16 protein-coding genes and 1 other RNA gene are annotated in these 17,332 nt (G+C 46.1%); 7 read left to right on the top strand and 10 right to left on the bottom strand.

All coding sequences use genetic code 11. From position 1 onward, the window contains the following. Positions 1 to 102: 102 nt before the first annotated feature. The 3 genes from H615_RS0117620 to H615_RS0117610 all read left to right on the top strand — a co-directional run bounded on the left by H615_RS0117620 (position 103) and on the right by H615_RS0117610 (position 2,282). Complete coding sequence (locus H615_RS0117620) at positions 103 to 723, top strand: spore coat protein (protein WP_027956372.1); 621 nt, start codon at positions 103 to 105, stop codon at positions 721 to 723. A gap of 126 nt (positions 724 to 849) precedes the next feature. Next, complete coding sequence (locus tag H615_RS0117615) at positions 850 to 1,473, top strand: LysE family transporter (protein ID WP_027956371.1); 624 nt, start codon at positions 850 to 852, stop codon at positions 1,471 to 1,473. A 62-nt stretch (positions 1,474 to 1,535) separates the two neighbouring features. Next, positions 1,536 to 2,282 carry a YqcI/YcgG family protein gene (locus tag H615_RS0117610; RefSeq protein ID WP_035532624.1) on the top strand — a complete coding sequence of 249 codons (747 nt, stop codon included), beginning with the start codon at positions 1,536 to 1,538 and terminating at the stop codon, positions 2,280 to 2,282. Here the strand turns inward: H615_RS0117610 and H615_RS0117605 are convergent. Continuing rightward, positions 2,271 to 3,590 (bottom strand): amino acid permease, encoded by a 1,320-nt coding sequence (locus H615_RS0117605; RefSeq protein WP_027956369.1) that lies wholly within the window; start codon positions 3,588 to 3,590, stop codon positions 2,271 to 2,273. The two genes, H615_RS0117610 and H615_RS0117605, sit on opposite strands and share 12 nt — an antisense overlap. Positions 3,591 to 3,715: 125 nt before the next feature. Between H615_RS0117605 and H615_RS0117600 the strand changes: the two genes are divergently transcribed. Beyond that, positions 3,716 to 4,654, top strand: a complete 939-nt coding sequence (locus tag H615_RS0117600; protein ID WP_035532658.1) for an arginine deiminase family protein — start codon at positions 3,716 to 3,718, stop codon at positions 4,652 to 4,654. 49 nt (positions 4,655 to 4,703) lie between these two features. On the opposite strand, the gene H615_RS0117595 is transcribed toward H615_RS0117600, so the two are convergent. Continuing rightward, entirely contained in the window at positions 4,704 to 7,856 is a 3,153-nt protein-coding gene (locus H615_RS0117595; protein ID WP_027956367.1) for an efflux RND transporter permease subunit, read from the bottom strand. A 106-nt stretch (positions 7,857 to 7,962) separates the two neighbouring features. Between H615_RS0117595 and H615_RS0117590 the strand changes: the two genes are divergently transcribed. Further along, entirely contained in the window at positions 7,963 to 8,808 is an 846-nt protein-coding gene (locus tag H615_RS0117590; RefSeq protein WP_027956366.1) for a TetR/AcrR family transcriptional regulator, read from the top strand. Between the two features lie 35 nt (positions 8,809 to 8,843). On the opposite strand, the gene H615_RS22415 is transcribed toward H615_RS0117590, so the two are convergent. From H615_RS22415 to smpB, 5 genes are all read right to left on the bottom strand, one after another. Further along, positions 8,844 to 8,996 (bottom strand): hypothetical protein, encoded by a 153-nt coding sequence (locus H615_RS22415; protein WP_156896522.1) that lies wholly within the window; start codon positions 8,994 to 8,996, stop codon positions 8,844 to 8,846. A gap of 27 nt (positions 8,997 to 9,023) precedes the next feature. Continuing rightward, positions 9,024 to 9,674, bottom strand: a complete 651-nt coding sequence (locus H615_RS0117580) for a GTP pyrophosphokinase (protein ID WP_051254763.1) — start codon at positions 9,672 to 9,674, stop codon at positions 9,024 to 9,026. After that, positions 9,671 to 10,102: a DUF5392 family protein gene (locus H615_RS0117575; RefSeq protein WP_027956364.1), complete on the bottom strand. Its 432-nt coding sequence runs from the start codon at positions 10,100 to 10,102 to the stop codon at positions 9,671 to 9,673. Before H615_RS0117575 ends, H615_RS0117580 begins: the two co-directional genes overlap by 4 nt. Before the next feature lie 543 nt (positions 10,103 to 10,645). Further along, positions 10,646 to 11,008: a transfer-messenger RNA gene (ssrA, locus tag H615_RS22180) on the bottom strand. Between the two features lie 97 nt (positions 11,009 to 11,105). Further along, positions 11,106 to 11,570: an SsrA-binding protein SmpB gene (smpB, locus tag H615_RS0117565; RefSeq protein WP_027956362.1), complete on the bottom strand. Its 465-nt coding sequence runs from the start codon at positions 11,568 to 11,570 to the stop codon at positions 11,106 to 11,108. Positions 11,571 to 11,729: 159 nt separating this feature from the next. On the opposite strand from smpB, the gene H615_RS0117560 reads away from it, so the two are divergent. Together H615_RS0117560 and H615_RS0117555 are read left to right on the top strand one after the other, a co-directional pair. Then, on the top strand, positions 11,730 to 12,602 hold the full coding sequence (locus tag H615_RS0117560) for a GNAT family N-acetyltransferase (RefSeq protein WP_027956361.1): 873 nt from the start codon (positions 11,730 to 11,732) through the stop codon (positions 12,600 to 12,602). Positions 12,603 to 12,674: 72 nt separating this feature from the next. Then, a complete protein-coding gene (locus tag H615_RS0117555; protein WP_027956360.1) occupies positions 12,675 to 13,094 on the top strand; it encodes a Thoeris anti-defense Tad2 family protein in 420 nt (139 codons plus the stop codon). Positions 13,095 to 13,576: 482 nt separating this feature from the next. Here the strand turns inward: H615_RS0117555 and rnr are convergent, their stop codons facing one another. The 3 genes from rnr to secG form a co-directional block, all read right to left on the bottom strand. Further along, positions 13,577 to 15,865 carry a ribonuclease R gene (gene rnr, locus H615_RS0117545; protein ID WP_027956359.1) on the bottom strand — a complete coding sequence of 763 codons (2,289 nt, stop codon included), beginning with the start codon at positions 15,863 to 15,865 and terminating at the stop codon, positions 13,577 to 13,579. 36 nt (positions 15,866 to 15,901) lie between these two features. After that, positions 15,902 to 16,645: an alpha/beta hydrolase gene (locus tag H615_RS0117540; protein ID WP_027956358.1), complete on the bottom strand. Its 744-nt coding sequence runs from the start codon at positions 16,643 to 16,645 to the stop codon at positions 15,902 to 15,904. A 334-nt stretch (positions 16,646 to 16,979) separates the two neighbouring features. Continuing rightward, a complete protein-coding gene (gene secG / locus H615_RS0117535; RefSeq protein WP_027956357.1) occupies positions 16,980 to 17,210 on the bottom strand; it encodes a preprotein translocase subunit SecG in 231 nt (76 codons plus the stop codon). Positions 17,211 to 17,332: the final 122 nt, after the last annotated feature.

Genomic DNA, 17,332 nt, shown 5'->3' with positions numbered 1-17,332 from the left:
CAGTCAGGTGAAACATCCTTGTTTCATTCCATCTTTTGAAATACATGAGGAGGGAAGATACGGGCAACCTTAAGATGTACGAAGTTACGAGGAGGAATAAGGATGAAACAACAAAATATGAATCAGCAGCAGGGGGCGCAGATGCCACCAACTCACATGAACCCGAATCACGGCGGTCATGAACTTTTTGATGCCCATGAGGTCATTGCAGGCTTAATCAACCTGCTGGATCAATACCAAATGTACAGTCAGCATATTCAAGACCCGGAACTCCAATCTATTCAACAGCGCCAGCACGCTTTTGTCACCCAGATGTATAATACAATTGTCCAGAGTTTCAGTAGTGGCCAGGACCCTGCACAGGCGACGCAGCAGTATAAAATGCAGCAGAGCAATGAAGTGGTTTACGGAGTGAAGCCTGGTCAGCCGAAAAAACCGAACCAGTCTGTCAGCGAACTGGCTGACAAAGGTCTGTCTGCCTATATGCTTGGACAGACGAAGGGACTTGCAACGCTTCTGGCCATGACCGCCCTGGAAATGACCAACCCGGTTCTCCGGCGCGTCATCGCAGACAGCGTACCGAATTTTATTGAGATGAGCTATGAAATTTTCCTTTATCAAAACAAACACGGCTATTACCAGGTACCTCAGCTTCAGCAGCAGGATATGAACCTGATGCTGCAAAGCTACACCACCGCGCCTAACGGAAACATGCCCCATTAACAAAAAAACAGGCAGCCGATTCCGGCGGCCTGTTTTTTTGTCCATCCTCGATTTTCAGTCAAGGTCCTTCCACAATGTTCATATTTATGTAGTATAGAGACAAGTTCTACATACAAGGAGGCATTTATGTTTTTTAGTTACATTCTGCTGGGCCTGTCGTTATCCGCCCCCGTCGGTCCTATCAATGCAGCTCAATTGGATAAAGGCATCCGTTATGGCTTCTTTCATGCCTGGCTCGTCGGCGTCGGAGCCATGGCTGCAGACGGATTGTTTATGCTGCTCATTTATTTTGGTCTCGCTGATTACGTACAGATTCCGCTCATCAAAACCTTTTTGTGGTCGTTCGGTGCTTTTGTTCTTATTTATACAGGTGTAGAAAGTATCGCAGGTGCGAAGAATACGGCTGCCCAACGGTCTGCCCCTTCAAAAGGCTCCCGGGGGAGATCATTCCGGACAGGCTTTTTCATGGCTTTATCCAATCCCTTGAACATTTTATTCTGGGTTGGCATTTACGGCTCCATCCTTGCAGAAATATCCTCCACGTACGAGGAGACCCAGCTCCTTATTTATAGTGGAGGTATCTTTATCGGTATCATGATCTGGGATATCACGATGGCCGCAGCCGCTTCGGGAGCACGGAAATGGCTGACCACCCGCCTTCTTTCTTCCATCTCAATCCTTTCAGGGATCATTTTAATAGGATTCGGTCTTTACTTCGGTGTTCAGGCTGTACAGATGTTGATGGGATAGACAGTCACCCATTCTCTCCCTCCTCCATAGGATATGGATGTAACTACAGGAGGGAGATTTTGATGCTTTACACAAAAGAAGAGATAGAAAACCCGAAGACTGCACTGGAAACCTGGCAGGAGCGTTCCTTTACAGCGTTTGGTGACATGTTGACAAGCAGGGACCATGCCTACCCCTGTGTCCCGGGCATCCAGGGGTACACGAACGGGATGCTGCGTTTTGGTTTTCTTGAAGACCCACGGAGTTCCTCCGCTTCTGAGCAACTGGGGGAACTCCTGAAAAGCTACGGTGAAGTTTCCCGGCAGACAGGCAGCTACACATCCCTTGTCGTCTTCTGTGATACAAGGGCGCTGTTGAAAGATCAGCTTGAAATCAAGGACTACGAGAAGGTGTTCTGGTCCCTGCTCAATCAAACCCACGCTCTTGACGAGAAAGAATGGCCTGAGGATATCTCGCAGGATCCCGAAGATCCTTCCTGGGAATTCTGTTTTCATGGAGAGCCTTATTTCGCCTTTTGCGCCACCCCCGCCCATACAAAAAGAAACAGCCGGTGTTTTCCTTCCTTGCTGCTTGCCTTTCAGCCAAGATGGGTGTTTGAAAATATCAATGATTCGACGACCTACGGACGGCGCCTTAAAAATGTCATCCGGAAACGCCTGCTTGACTATGATGATCTCCCCGCCCATCCAGCCTTAAAATGGTACGGTCAGGAAGATAATCATGAATGGGAGCAGTATTTTCTACGTGATGATGATACTTCTTTACCCCAATGTCCATTCCTGGCCAAAACGAGGAGCCTACGCCCCTGATTCAGGGGCTTTCTTCAATTTGATCCATGTCGCAAGGGCAATGACGGCTAAAAAAGCAAGACTTACAAAAAAACCGATCCTTGTCATAGAATCCATTAGTGTTCCACTGACGGCCAGACCTAAAAACAACAGTCCCGTCCACACGAACAAGCCATCCCTGAACCCTTTTCCCATGAGTTTACGGTAGGAAAGCAGGATAAACGCCCAGTTGTATAAAAGCATCAAACCCGCTGCCGTCGTCACATATTCGAACAGTCTGTCCGGTAAAAGAACAGCCAGAATAATGGACAGGACGACGACTAAAATGGTTAAGATAAAAGCTGGTTTCGATACCTTTCCTTCTTCCTTCTGGATAAAGAGGGCAGGTGCATCCCCTTCTTCACTTAAAGCCATGATCATTGTAGTGACTGCATATAAAGAAGCCGCCATCGTGGAAAAGCCGGCAATGATTAAGACAGCGTTGAAAATATGCGGCACCAAGGGGAGCGAATAGCCGGTAAGAGCGGTTAGAAACGGACTTTCATCAGTCGTTATTTTTTCAATCGACGTCAATGTAACCACGAAGTAAAAAGCCGCCATATACACCACAGTTAATACGATGAGCATCAACGTGCCTGATTTAGGGGCATCCTTTGGATCTTTCAACTCCCCTGCCATCAATCCCATCACTTCAATCCCCCCAAAAGCGTAAAACGCATAAAGCAGGGCCACCCACAAACCGGTCCAGCCTTTTTCAAAAAAGTTATGAAATACACCGGCCGCATCGGCCGTACCACCCGAACGGTCAATCACCCCTGTCAAAGCTAAAGCGGCAATGATAATAAACATGAGAATAGCGGATATTTTAATGATCCCGAACATGTTTTCCATCTGCTCCACTTTACGCACACCAAGCCAGATGACAAGGAGACCTAAAAGGGCGAACACAAGAGCAAACACCCACAGTGGAAGTTTCGGAAACCAAAATTGGGCAAAGATGGCCAGAGCTGTGAGCTGACTGCCCATAATCAACATTTCACACGACCAGTACACCCACCCGTTGCTGAATCCTGCCCATGATCCAAAGGCCTGTTTGGCGTACGTACGAAACGATCCTTTTTCAGGGTGTGCAGCCGTCAGGGCAGCAAGGCAGCGGAAAACGATATACGTCCCGGTCCCAGCAGCAAGGTAGACGAAAATAACAGGTGGGCCTGCTTTTGATATGGCTATGCTGGAACCTAGAAAAAAACCTGTTCCAATAATGCATCCAATTCCTATAAACGACATCTGCCACCATGTTAGTGTTCCCTGGGTATTTTCCTTCTTCACAGCCGCTTCCCTCCTTTTTATCTAGTTTGATGTGAAGCGGAGGTTTTATGTAAATCGTTCCTGGAATGTCTTTCGTCATTTCGGAAAACGTAAGAAGGAATGAACGAGGAAGGAACGTGACCCGGATGCTCATACACCCTTTTTGTTGTAATGAATATGACGAATTAAAAAAAGTGATTATGTGTTCACCCTCTACGACCAGGATTCCCACCCAGGCAGCAGCCGATGATGTGCAATGGGAAAAGCCGGTGAACCCTGATAAAACGGCCGCGGCATTTCAAGAGATGACAGAAGCCATGACCAGGGAAGGCGTGGAGGTCATTGATTATTCCGGCCATCTCCCTGAGCCTGATCAAGCCTTTCATGCCCGGTTGATCAATCGGGTTTTTGTGAGGGATCTCGCCTGTGCTTTCGGTACGCTCGTCGTTCCCGGTGAAGCCGTCATATCCATGAGAAGACCGGAATACCTGTATGCCCACAAACTTTTTGAAAACTGGTTCCCTGAAGACCGTTTCTCACTTCAAGATAATAATGAGACCAATGCCCTTGAGTTTGGTGATGTTCTCGTTCTAAGTAAAGAGGCGGTTTTTATCAACACAGGACTTCGGACGAGCTTTGAAAGTGTCCTGAAGCTGCTGCCGCTTCTATGGCAAGAAGGGTTTTCTGAAGTCGGTGTGATTGATCTTCCAAGACGTGGGGATACGATGCATATGGATATGAACTGCAATGTGGCAGCACCTGATCTGCTTATTGCGAAAAGCTATATGAAGTATTTTCCAGTTCAAGTTTTCACAGCCAAAGAGAGCACGTATGTGATGATGGATGATTTCATTACCCGTCATGGATACGATATTTTCTGGACAGATGAGATCCATCACACCGTTGCCGATATTAACTTCCTGAATGTAAACCCTGAAACACTCCTGGTGAGCACGAAAGCCCATAAAAAAGTCCTTCACCATGAGAAATTAAGGAAGAAAAACATTATCCGCGTCGATGTGGATGAGCTGGAAAATGGCGGAGGCGGCATCCGCTGCATGACCCTCCCGGTAGAACGCAGGTAACGGCTCCACCTAAAAAAAGACTCCACGGAAACCGTGGAGTCTTACCTGATTATGATGCTTTTTTCTTTTTACCAATCTTACTGAGCATTTCGTACACAACCGGTACAATCAGCAGTGTTAACAATGTGGAGCTTGCAAGACCGCCGATCACGGTAATTCCGAGTCCTTTACTGATGATCGAGCCGCCTTCAAAGCCGAGGGCTAATGGAAGCAGTGCTCCGATTGTTGCCAGAGCTGTCATCAATATTGGGCGAATACGTGTCATTCCTGCATCAAGCAGCGCTTCACGTGTAGAGAAGCCATCTTTTTCTCTTTGAATGACTCGGTCAATCAATACAATTCCGTTCGTTACGACGATACCAATGAGCATAAGAGCCCCGATCATAGCCGAGATACTTAACGTTTCTCCGCCAATCAGTAAGCCGACTACTGCTCCGATAATCGTAAATGGAAGAGAGAACAGAATCGCAAATGGCGCAAGCGCACCTTCAAAGAAGATGACCAGCACAACATACACAATGGCTATGGCTGCCAGCATCGCTAATCCAAGCTGACTGAAGGACTCGTTAATATCCTCCGTTACACCACCGATGGATAGGTCAATGGAAGCCGGGTGATCAATCTGATCCAGTTCTTCCTGAACGCTTGCAGATACAGATCCGATATCATCCGTCGTCGTCTTGGCACTGACACTTGCATACACCTGGCCGTTCCGGCGGCTGATCGTATCTTCAGTCGTGCCTTCTTCTACTTCTACGACTTCACTGATCGGTACAGATGTACCTAGTGGTGACTGGATTTCCTTATCGGTTAAATCATCAATATTGTTGTAATTGTCCTGCTCTACTTCCAGGTACACCTGAAGTTCTTCTCCATCTTCCTGAATGGTGGTGATTTCTGTACGTTCACCATTGGAACTGAGCTCCATTCCCAATTGACCCGCTGTCAAACCGAGCTGGCTCATTTTTTCCTGGTCGGCAACCAGTGTATATTCCTCATACGATTCAGAAAGAGAGGAGGAAGCGTCTTTCAATTCATCCTGATCTTCAAGCAGTGTTTGTACTTCTTCTACATATGGCTTGATTTCATCCGTATTGTCACCAAAGACTTGAACTTCAATTTCATTGCTGGATCCTGTGGAGGAGAAGTCCTGACTTGCCCATTCCCCTTCATCCGTCATCGCTTTCAAGTCTTCGAGCACCTGTTCTTTTTCTGATTCAAAGTTTTCTGTTTCGCTGTCATATTCAACGAAGAAGGCTGCCTGATTGGAGGCCCCTGGATTCATCGGATTTTCTCCACCGACAGAATATTGAATCGTCTGCACATTGTCCCGGCCGTCAAAGTACTCATGGGCTTCGGAAGCAATCTCTTCAACATCTTCAATCGTCTGACCCGGTGCCGGGCTGTACGTCGGCATGACCATCTTCTGTTCTTCTGAAGGAAGGAAGCTGACCCCCACAAGAGGGATAAGAGCAATACTTCCAACGAGAATAGCTACAGCTACTAGAGAAGTAATAATCTTATGGTTTAACACACGGTTTAATACAGAGCGGTACCATTTCGCAATTTTACCAGGGCCTTCCTGGTGTCCCTTTTGAGCTCTTTCTTTCGTAAGAAGGGAATGAGACATCATCGGCACGATCGTAACAGCAACCACTAGAGAAGCAAGGAGTGCAAATACGACCGTCAAGGCGAATGGCAGGAATACCTGACCGACGACACCTTCAACCAATCCAAGAGGTAGGAACACCGCAATCGTTACAATGGTTGAAGAAAGAATCGGCATAAACATTTCTTTCGTAGCCGCTCGAACTAAGGCCTTCCCTTCAAGTTCTTCGTCTTTAAGCGCCATCCGCCTGTATATGTTCTCTACGACAACAATGGAATCATCCACAACCCGGCCGATAGCCACAGTCATGGCACCAAGTGTCATAATGTTCAAGGTAATGTCCATCTGATTCAATATAAGAATCGCAATCAACAGTGATAATGGAATGGACACCACAGAAATCAGTGTTGTTCTAAAGTTACGGAGGAACAACAGAATGACAAGAATGGCAAACAATCCACCGAACAACGCTTTGTTCAGCATTGTACTTACAGATTCTTCAATCGGTTCTCCCTGGTCAAAGGAGTAGATAAACTCAAGACCATCTAAATCACTTTCAAGATCTTCGGTCGTTTCCTTCACAAGATTCACCACGTCCACAGTGTTTGCTTCCTGTGATTTTACAATTTGAATGGAGATGGATTCCTCCCCATTGGTTCTTGAAATCGATTCCGTCTGTCCAACAATCTCGAGGTCTGCAATGTCCTGAAGCTGAACAGTTGGGACCCCCTCGGCCTGCTGAGCCTGAGCATCGGCTGCCCCTTGCTGAGCTGCAGCGGCATCACCCTGCTGCCCCTGCGCTGCTCCTGCCGCCTGCTGACTTTGAGCAGAGGACGAATTACTCTGGGATGGAATCGCAGGAATTTCAAGCTGTTTCAAATCTTCAAGGGAAGACACATTGCCGTCAATCATGACAGACTTCTGTGTATCATCAAAGGTGTAAAGCCCGAGCGGGAACGTCACGTTTGATCCTTGTATGATATTCTTTACAGTCTGCTGATCCATGCCTCTTTCAGCCAGCGCTTCCTCATTAAAGGACATCTGCACTTCCTGGACCTGCTGCCCGGATATTTGTACGTCTGCAACACCTTCCAGACCTTCCAGCTGTGGTTTAATCGAATCTTCAACCTCAGCGGTCAGTTCTTCAAGGCTCTGTCCTTCGCTGATCACACTCATACTTAAGACTGGAAAAGCATTGAAGTTAATCCGGGACACATCCGGTTCCTGCACATCATCCGGAAGCGTAACCGAATCCACAGCTTCCTGCAGTTCATCCTCAGCTTCATCTAAATCCTTGCTGTATCCATACTCCAGCTGGATATTTGAAGCGTTTTGGAAAGAACTCGAACTTACCGTTTTTACTCCACTTAAATTTTGAACCTGCTGTTCCAACGGTTCCGAAACCTCTCCGGCTACTTCGGCTGGAGTAGCACCAGGGTATACCGTTGTTACGGTTATGATCGGCGGTTCAATATCAGGGATGGTTTCCAATTTCATATTCAAGCCCGAATAGAGCCCTGCTGCTGTTATAATAATAGTCATTAACCAGACAGCAAACTTATTGTTCATTGAAAAATCAATGATCTTCTTCACTTTATATTCTCCCCCTCTAATTGACTAATCGGTCATCACGTTCTACAATATACATGACCGGTCAGTCACCAGTCAAGTGTTACACTATTTGAAAGGTGCTATCTATATGGATCAGAAAAAACTTAACATCATCGAGACTTCTATAAAATTATTCGCTAAAAAAGGATTCAGCTCTACATCCGTTCAGGAAATCGCAAAGGCAGCCAATATTTCCAAGGGAGCGTTTTATCTTCACTTTGATACAAAGGATGACCTTCTTTACGAATTGTTCGAACATTACTGGAGGCGGATGCAGAAGAGAATCAATGAAGTATCTTCCACCCCTATGCCGCCAAAGGAAAAATTCATCCATCAATTGAAGGTGTCCATGGAGGAAGTGGCGGACCACCGTGAATTCATCATCATGCAGGTGCGCGAGCAGGTGATCCCGTTCAACGATATGATTGAGAATTTAATCAGACGGATGCGCTATCATTCCGTGTTGTTCTACCGCAATCATATCCTTGCCATTTACGGGCCCGGGGCGGAACCCTACGCCTGGGAAGCGAGCCTGACCGTCCAAAGCCTATTCAAAACTTACATGGACCTTATGATCATGGATAAAATGGAGTTCAGTCTTTTGAAGGTTGCGGAGTCAATAGCCAACAAAATGGACGCCATTATGGAAGGTTTTGAAAGCGGCCATGACTGCCCTGTCATAACAGATGAAGTCATTAAACGGGTCATCCCTGAAAATTACCAGTTCAACCAGTTCGAAGACATCGTCTTCCAGCTTCAAGAAATTTATGACCAGAGGGATGATGTGGATTTGAAAGATACAGCAGACATTCTTCTTCAGGAGTTGAAATCCGATGCACCGAGACCAGCCGTTATAAAAGGAATGGTCTTTAACCTGGAAAGATATGATGAATATATAGATCTTTCCACACAAATCCGCGCCCATTATATGTAGAGAAGCAAGCCGCCGTTCAAGGCGGCTTTTTCTTATCAATGAAAGGCATTTTTCCATTTCGGTACATCCAGGTCCAGCAGCGGCTTCACCTCTTTTTTCTTTTTTGACGTCACTTGTATGTTCACGCCCTGACTTCTAAGACGGCTGATAAACGCGTCCCGCTTCTTATTGACCGTGCGCTTCTCCATCTTTGCCCACCCCACCTTTTTCATTGGTTAAACGTGTGACGCTTCCAGCAGATCCACTTCTTTTTTCAATCCGCTCATCTTCTCATCCAGAGCATGGACGGTTTCCGCAGCCTTCAACAGCTCTCCAGCGAGATGATCGGGGACGCTTTTTTCATATTTGTAGTACAGCTTATGCTCGATACCTGCCCAGAAATCCATCGCTACCGTTCTGATTTGAACTTCAACTTTGACCATCTCCGTTCGATTGGATAAAAACACAGGGACTTCCAAGATAAGATGGAGGCTTTTATAGCCGTTCGGTTTTGGGTTTTCGATGTAGTCTTTCACCTCAATCACATGGATATCATCCTGCTGATCAAGCATGTCATAGATCTTATAGATATCAGAAACAAAGGAGCAGATGATCCGGATCCCCGCGATATCCTGAACATATTCCCGGGCATTTTCCTTAGTAGGATCACAGCCTTTTCTTTTCAACTTTTCTGTAATGCCGGCAGGGTCCTTCACTCTCGATTTTAAATGCTCAATAGGGTTATGGTTATACATGTATTTAAACTCTTCGTTAAGAATTTTCAACTTTGTGTTGATTTCATCCAGACCAAATTTATACAAGATCAAAAGGTCCTTCCACTCTCCTATGTGCAGCTTTGTCATTTCTACGACCTCTTCTTTATTCATTCGCCCGACCACTCTCTTTCTGCTTCGAGAAATTCTGCAAACACTTTAACGGATTGGTTCGGATTTTCTTCCAGTTCTGTTTTGAATCGGTTGAGTCTGATCGGATTCATCCCTGCTGCCTTATCCATCCGCTCTTTCATATAACTGACCATCATTTCCTGCACTTCTTTCAATAGAACCTTCACTTCTTTTTGAAGAGCTAAAGCCACAGCCCCCGCGGCACTAAACAGAAAAACCGGGACGACCGCCATCGTTTCAGTGAAGAAGACAAGGCTGATGATATTAAACACAGCCATCGGGAGCATAAATAGAGAAACAAGCGAATACCTCCGCATTTTCTTCGTTTTTGGTTCTGTTATTTTTTCCATTTTCTCAAATTCCTTAGACATATACGTCGGCATGGAAACTTTCATGGATTGTAAGTTCACTCTGTTCCTCTCCTTTTAAAGAAATAAAAAACGACCTGTACAAGGTACAGATCGTTTCAGACAAAAGGGGACCTGTACCATAGTGGTAAGGTCTTGCTAACAGCATCTGCTGCCGATAAAGCCGAGAGACAAGTCTCTGTAATGACGACGTTACCGTAAAAGCTACTCCCCTTAGAAGGACGTTATATGATTATGACTCTATCATACACACAAGTGACCGGGTAGTCAACGGATAGCCCTCCAGTTTCAGTTGAATGACATTTTGACTGATCGGTCATCGTGTCATTTATAAACTGCGCATAATTATACATCCGCACCTTCAACACAGGCATAAGCACCCTTCAGAACTTGAAATGGAGACTCTTTTCCCTAAAGGCTCCTATTACAAACATGATTTCTCCTGCAGAGACACGCAACACACCGGCCACCCAAACGTTTAGAGAGCCGTAATAGCGAATGACTCACAAGCATATTTGTTAAAAGTCATGAATCTCACTGAAGACGCTTTCTTTTTTTCTCATAAAAAACCACCAATATATGTATTGGTGGAGACGGTGGGAGTCGAACCCACGTCCGGAGATATCGGCACCCGGGCTTCTACGAGCGTAGTTGATATATTTATAGTTCACTGTCTCTTCAGCCTATCAACAGGCTTCCAAGCAGCTAGCCTGTTTAGTCTCTTCGTTTTTCCTCAGGCGGTGGAAAAACGCGTAGCCCACTTCAGTTTGAGACCCTTCATCCAGCACATGGGCGATGCCGGGAAGGATCAGCTATAGACTACTTACGCAGCTACAGCTAGGTTTTCGTTAGATTCGCCAGTTATATTTAGGCAAATGACGGTTTACGAGGCGTCACTCGACTCGCGACCCGGGCTCGACCTATCCCCGTCGAATCCGTAACGTCCCCGTTAGGATTAAAGAGAACAGTCAAGCTGTCGTCTTGCTTGTCGAATTAACGACAATAATTATTATAGCATATTAAAATATTTTTTCAAGGGGGGTGCTTACTTCAAGCTTTCCTTGATTGCGCGGTCGATTTCCCGCTTCTGTTGTTTCTGCTTCAAATCTTCACGCTTATCATATTTCTTCTTCCCTTTACCAAGGCCGATTAAAACTTTAGCGACGCCGTTTTTAATATAGACCTTCAAAGGGACAAGGGAATAGCCTTTCTGCTGGGTCTGTCCAATCAACTGGTTGATTTCCTTGCGGTGCAGCAGAAGCTTACGCGCCCGTGTAGGATCATGGTTGAAAATATTGCCCTGTTCATATGGTGAAATGTGCATGTTATGCAGATATACTTCTCCTTTATGAATACGGGCGAAGCTGTCCTTTAAGTTCAACCGTCCGTTACGGATCGATTTGATTTCTGTGCCCTGCAGAACCACACCTGCTTCAAATGTTTCTTCTATCGTGTAGTCATGGCGGGCTTTTTTATTCTGAGCCAATGTCTTTCCATTTCCTCTAGGCATAGTGACTTCCTCCTCTGTTACGTCCCTTTATTGTACCACGCCGACTTCTTTGATTCCAACGGATAACCTATTGGTGAAAGCGGATGCCTCTCCATAGACTTCCTCATTGAAATTGTGAGAATATAAAGTTGGAAATAGAAGAAGAAAGGAGCAGAACCGATGAATCAGGTACTCCAGGTCAAAACGCTGACCGTGGATGATATATACAGCCTTCAGGCGATGGAAACAGGCATTGAGGACGATTACGTCGTCCGGATTTTTGAGCGCCTTGTCACCTCTGAAGACCATAGACTGTTCGGCTTATTCCATGACAAACAGATGCTGTCTGTGGCCGGTTACAGCTTATTTGGAAGAAAGCAGTTTGCCATGCTGGGGAGGCTCCGCAGTGATCAGCGGTACCTGGCTAAAGGCCACGCCACCTACCTTCTCTCCGCCATCATTAACGAATTAAACACTTCCTCCGGCATTCGCTGGCTGGGTGCGAATACACACATCGGAAACCTTCCGGCAAGGAGGGTCCTTGGAAAGCTCGGGCTTGATCAAGGTCCTGTAAGCCATTACCTTACCTTAAAGAGGCCGGATTTTTTGACTGGACACACCAAAGGGAGAGTCTGGAGGCCTGTTCACACTCTGGAAGAGAAGCGGAAGCTCCTTCAGGCGGTAAAAAGTAATGCTCTCGGCACCTTCCCTTATGAATGTTATTATCCCTTCCCGTATGATGAAGCCTTTTTCACTGATCAATACCTCGGCGACTCTTCTTTCTATATCAGTCCCGACCACCAGCGGTTCATCATCATCAAAAATGACACAAAGAAATACGACTACTCCCACGTTAAATATTTCTGGGATGATCATTATGAACAACCCGGCTTTTTCGAAACGGTCCTTGAGCATTGGAGGCAGAACCCCGGCAATGCTGGATGCTGGATCGACTTTTCACCCCTGGGATTTAAAAACATCCCTGACCTGACTCCCTATGATGTGCAGGATCCTTGGATCTTATATGGACAATGGGTGAAAACTTCATTCTAACGGTTGACAGGAAGCGTTTGCAGTCTATAAAATCCATAAGGTGAAAATTTCCACGAGAAAGGACTTATTGCAATGGACTTTATGAAAGCCGCGCAAATGTTAGATGAAGGTCATGCTTTGAAACGTCATTCCTGGAAGAACCCTGGATATATTACGAAGGATAAAGAAGGCGTCATTGTCTTTTTTGATCATAACGAACCATCTGTGTATCAGCTTACTGCTGAAGATGCACTGGCATCTGATTGGGAATCATCCGTAAAAGATAACTGGATGATTGTTTCTGTCTCCCACGACCGCGAATTGATGGAAGGGAAATTGTTCATTTCCTATCACATCCGTTCTGAAAATGAAGGCCACATTTTGAACAACCACATTGTTCCGCAGGAGGAACTCTCTCTATGGTCCACCTATGTGGATCTGGACCTTGAAGAGTCTGCCCGCCACTTAAATGAAAAAGATGTTGCCATTGTTCAGCACACATTAAGTGCCTAAACAAAAGACACGCCCTCCGGCGCGTCTTTACAGCTTGTAGAGAAACCTCTGTTTCTTTACAAGCTTTTTCTTTCTTACCGCCAGGAGCGAAAGCCCCTTTGGCGTTCTTCTAAATCGAAAAAGACTCTCCTTCACCCAGCTCACCCTTGCTGGAAGGAGGACAATCTTTTTCATATTTTGGCAGGAAGCCGTCATCAGCGCCTGTTCCTTCCCTTATTCTTTTCCACGCAAGCAACAATAGCTCAGCTCATCCCGTTCTTTTCAATCTGCGCTCAACAATTACTTTTGCATATGACAACGTCTATTTCACTCTATAAATGCCTACGTCGGCGCGAAGAGCGTTCTGTGGTGACGCCTGCGGGAGCAGCATCCACCGATAAGCGGAACGTGCCCCTCACCACAACATCCGGCCGATTCCAACTGAATAACACGCACTTTTTTACATTCTGAAAAGACGCGCCCTCCGGCGCGTCTTTTGTTATCTATTTCTTTTTCTTACGTCCTTTTTTAGGAACGCCTTTGTTTCTATAGAAAGGTTTGTTCCCTTTCTGTTTGTTTTTCTTTTTCTCTTTTTTCCGGTCGGGACCTTTGGATTCAATCTTCTTCGGACGTTCCGGACGCTTCCGCTCTTTACGCGGCTTCATCCCGTCAATTTCAAAGTCAACGACTCTTTCCTCAATATTGACGTTGGTAACACGGATGGTGACTTCATCACCGATCCGGAACACATTTCCAGTCCGTTCCCCGATCATCGCATACTGCTTCTCATGGAAGTGGTAATAGTCATCAGTCAATGTACTGACGTGGACAAGACCTTCCACCGTGTTCGGCAGCTCGACGAACATGCCGAAGCTGGTGACAGAACTGATGACACCTTCATACTCCTCACCGACTTTATCCTGCATGTATTCGGCTTTTTTCAGGTCATCGGTTTCACGCTCGGCATCAACGGCCGCACGCTCCATTTCCGAAGAGTGGCGGGCGATTTCAGGCATCTGGTCTTTCCAATGCTTCCGCGTTTTGTAATCCACCTTTTTCTCTACCAGATACGTCCGGATTAACCGGTGGACGATCAAGTCAGGGTAACGGCGGATCGGGGAAGTGAAGTGCGTATAATAATCTGTAGCAAGTCCGAAGTGCCCAAGTCCCTGCGGATCATATTTCGCCTGCTGCATGGAGCGGAGCATCAGTTTGGATATAATCATATCCTCCTGCGTCCCTTTCACTTCTTCCAGCACCTTCTGCAGCGCTTGAGGGTGGACACTGTCCGCCGTTCCTTTTACGACATAGCCCATGTTGGCAACAAAGTCGAAGAACGTCTGCAGTTTATCCTCAGCCGGCTCCTGGTGGATACGATGGATGAATGGGACTTCCATCCAGTGGAAGTGTTCAGCAACCGTTTCGTTCGCTGCAAGCATGAATTCCTCAATGAGACGTTCCGCTACAGAACGCTCACGCAGGCGCACATCTACGGCTTTTCCTTCCTCATCTACGACGACACCCGCTTCTTTGAAGTCAAAATCAATCGCACCGCGGTCCATCCGTTTACCACGAAGAATCGAGGCGAGTTTTTCCATGTTCTGGAACGTCGGAACAAGATCTTTATACCTTTCCATTAAGGCAGGATCTTCGTTCGTCAAGATTTCGTTGACATCCTTATAGGTCATGCGCTCGTTTGTTTTGATTACGCTTTGGAAAATCTCGTGGGAAACAACTTCCCCTTTTGGATTGATTTCCATTTCACAGGAAAGAGTGAGGCGGTCCACCTGCGGATTCAACGAGCAGATGCCGTTGGACAGTCTGTGAGGAATCATCGGAATAACCCGGTCAACGAGGTACACACTTGTAGCACGCTGTCTGGCTTCCTGATCAATCGCAGAGCCTTCACCGACGTAATAGGTTACATCGGCAATGTGGACACCAAGATGATAATTCCCGTTATCCAGCTGCTTCACCGCAACGGCGTCATCGAGGTCCTTCGCATCGGCCCCGTCAATCGTTACAATCGTCTCGTCCCGCAAATCTCTGCGGTTCTTGATTTCGTCCTCGCTGATCTGGTCAGGCGTTTCTGCCGCCTGCTCCAGAACCTCGTTAGGAAAATCAATTTTTATGCCATGCTTATGAATGATTGAAAGAATGTCGATACCCGGATCATTTTTGTGTCCGAGGATTTCAACGATTTCCCCTTCGGCACTCATGCGGTCTTCAGGAAACTTGGTAATATTCACAATAACCTTGTGACCGTCTACAGCTCCGTTGTTCTGGGATTTAGGAATGAAGATATCGTTGGGAATCCGTTTATCATCTGCGATGACAAAGCCAAAGTTGCGGCTGGACTCATACGTGCCCACGACTCTTGTCGTAGCCCTTTCCAATATACGGATGACAGCACCCTCAGGGCGGGATCCGTCTTCCTTCCGTTTTTCAATACGGACGAGGACCTTATCATTGTTCATCGCTGAATGAAGGTCGGAATGATGAATATAAACGTCGTCGCTCCCTTCTTCATCAGGAATTAGAAAAGCGAACCCCTTCGCATGCATTTGAATGCGGCCGCGGATCAGGTTCATTTTTTCCGGAAGTCCAAAACGGTTTTTCCTCGTTCGGACAAGCTCCCCTTCTTCTTCCAATTCATTTAAGGATTTCATCAATACTTTAAATTCATCGGAGCTGTCCAGTTCCATTGTTTCTTGAAGCTCTTGGACGGATAGGGGCTTCGAAGCGGTTTCTTTGAATAAGTTCAAAATCTGTTGTTTTAATTCAGTCGTCAATTGCCTTACCTCCTTTTGAGTGAAGGACCAGACGCGTCAGGACCAGTCAAGGGAATTCAGGAACTGCAGAATATCTTCATGCAGCTCTTCTTTTTCCTTGTCCATCGTAATGACATGTCCGGAATTTTCGTACCATTTGATTTGTTTATCGTCTGTTTCTACCTGCTCGTATATATAATCGGCACTGCTTGTATTGATCATATCATCCTGTGTTCCCTGTACCACGAAGGTCGGCGTATAAATTTGATCAATGTTATCGTGTACTTCATTAATTAATCCGCCAAGTTCTGTGAACATTTCCTTCGATTCATCAAGCAGTTCCTGGATTTCCTTTTCAATGGTCTCTTCATCTTTTCCTTCCAGCTGCTTATACTGACGTGCTTTGAATTCGAACGTTTTCGTCAGCTGTTTTTCGTTATCGAAGAAAACAGGGGAACACATCGTGACCAGACCTTTGACTGGAGCAGAATAGGCGGTTTTCAGTCCCAGGACCCCGCCAAGAGACAATCCTGCCACAGCGATTTCCTTATATCCGAGTTCCCTCAAGTGGTTCAACGCTTCCTGTACATCGTTCCACCAGTCCTCAGGTCTTGCATCAAGCAGAGCTTCAAACTCTCTGCCATGACCGGCATAAATAGGGGCGTGGGTGGTGTACCCGTGCTTCTGTAAAAACCGGCCCAGCATGCGCACATCGGCAGAGTGGCCGGTGAATCCATGTAATAATAATACCGCACGGTCTCCTCCCTCAAACGTAAATGGCTGAGGTTGTTTGATCTTCATGTTCATTCTCTCCTTACTTCATCTATGTCCTATATTGATAAATTTCATTCTTTTCAGCAATGTATTCTATTTTACCAAAATTACACCGCCCTGGCACATTCTGCGTATCCGTCTCCCGGAAGGATTAAACCTATGATCAGACTTCCCATCTGGTTCCCACAACAAACCTCTGCATTTCGGAACGGGATTGAACCAACGATCAGCAGAGAACCCACGCAGACCTTCCAGGGAATTATGTAGAAAAAATCAGCTGCATCCATATATCTTCCCTGATAAAAAAAGAAAAACCACGCATTGTATAAACGCGTGGTTTTTAACGTTCAGCTGTCATCCATTAAACGATATAGCCTGTAAGAAAAGCCAAAACGAAGAACAGGACTCCGGTTACGACGGTCGATCTATGCAGAACAGCATCGATTCCGCGGGCTTTCTGCTTTCCGAACAACTGCTCAGCTCCACCGGAAATAGCTCCGGACAACCCTGCACTCTTTCCGGATTGCAGTAGTACTAAAACGATAAGTGCGATTGTATCTATGGTCAGCAAAGTGATAACAAGTGTTTCCATGATGTTCGAACACCTCCTAAAGACGTACAAATAACTATTTTAAATGTAGCATAAAAGCCGAAAGCCGGCAAGAACATCCCGTTTCCTTTAATAGAAAGCCTATGATTGGTGTTGATGTTTTT

The sequence above is a fragment of the Halobacillus kuroshimensis DSM 18393 genome (genome assembly GCF_000425705.1).
GTDB classification, from domain to species: Bacteria; Bacillota; Bacilli; order Bacillales; family Halobacillaceae; genus Halobacillus; species Halobacillus kuroshimensis.
Note: the sequence above shows the minus strand (reverse complement) of the source record. Positions and strands in the feature narration are given on the sequence as shown.

Bases quoted from the DNA above. Each gene is read 5' to 3' on its own strand.
- H615_RS0117610 (WP_035532624.1), top strand. From the start codon at position 1,536: ATGCTTTACACAAAAGAAGAGATAGAAAACCCGAAGACTGCACTGGAA.
- H615_RS0117580 (WP_051254763.1), bottom strand. From the start codon at position 9,674: ATGAATAAAGAAGAGGTCGTAGAAATGACAAAGCTGCACATAGGAGAG.
- secG (WP_027956357.1), bottom strand. From the start codon at position 17,210: ATGGAAACACTTGTTATCACTTTGCTGACCATAGATACAATCGCACTT.
- H615_RS0117620 (WP_027956372.1), top strand. From the start codon at position 103: ATGAAACAACAAAATATGAATCAGCAGCAGGGGGCGCAGATGCCACCA.
- H615_RS0117600 (WP_035532658.1), top strand. From the start codon at position 3,716: ATGCTCATACACCCTTTTTGTTGTAATGAATATGACGAATTAAAAAAA.
- H615_RS0117540 (WP_027956358.1), bottom strand. From the start codon at position 16,645: ATGAAGATCAAACAACCTCAGCCATTTACGTTTGAGGGAGGAGACCGT.
- H615_RS22415 (WP_156896522.1), bottom strand. From the start codon at position 8,996: ATGGAGAAGCGCACGGTCAATAAGAAGCGGGACGCGTTTATCAGCCGT.
- H615_RS0117555 (WP_027956360.1), top strand. From the start codon at position 12,675: ATGGACTTTATGAAAGCCGCGCAAATGTTAGATGAAGGTCATGCTTTG.
- smpB (WP_027956362.1), bottom strand. From the start codon at position 11,570: ATGCCTAGAGGAAATGGAAAGACATTGGCTCAGAATAAAAAAGCCCGC.
- H615_RS0117560 (WP_027956361.1), top strand. From the start codon at position 11,730: ATGAATCAGGTACTCCAGGTCAAAACGCTGACCGTGGATGATATATAC.
- H615_RS0117590 (WP_027956366.1), top strand. From the start codon at position 7,963: ATGGATCAGAAAAAACTTAACATCATCGAGACTTCTATAAAATTATTC.
- H615_RS0117615 (WP_027956371.1), top strand. From the start codon at position 850: ATGTTTTTTAGTTACATTCTGCTGGGCCTGTCGTTATCCGCCCCCGTC.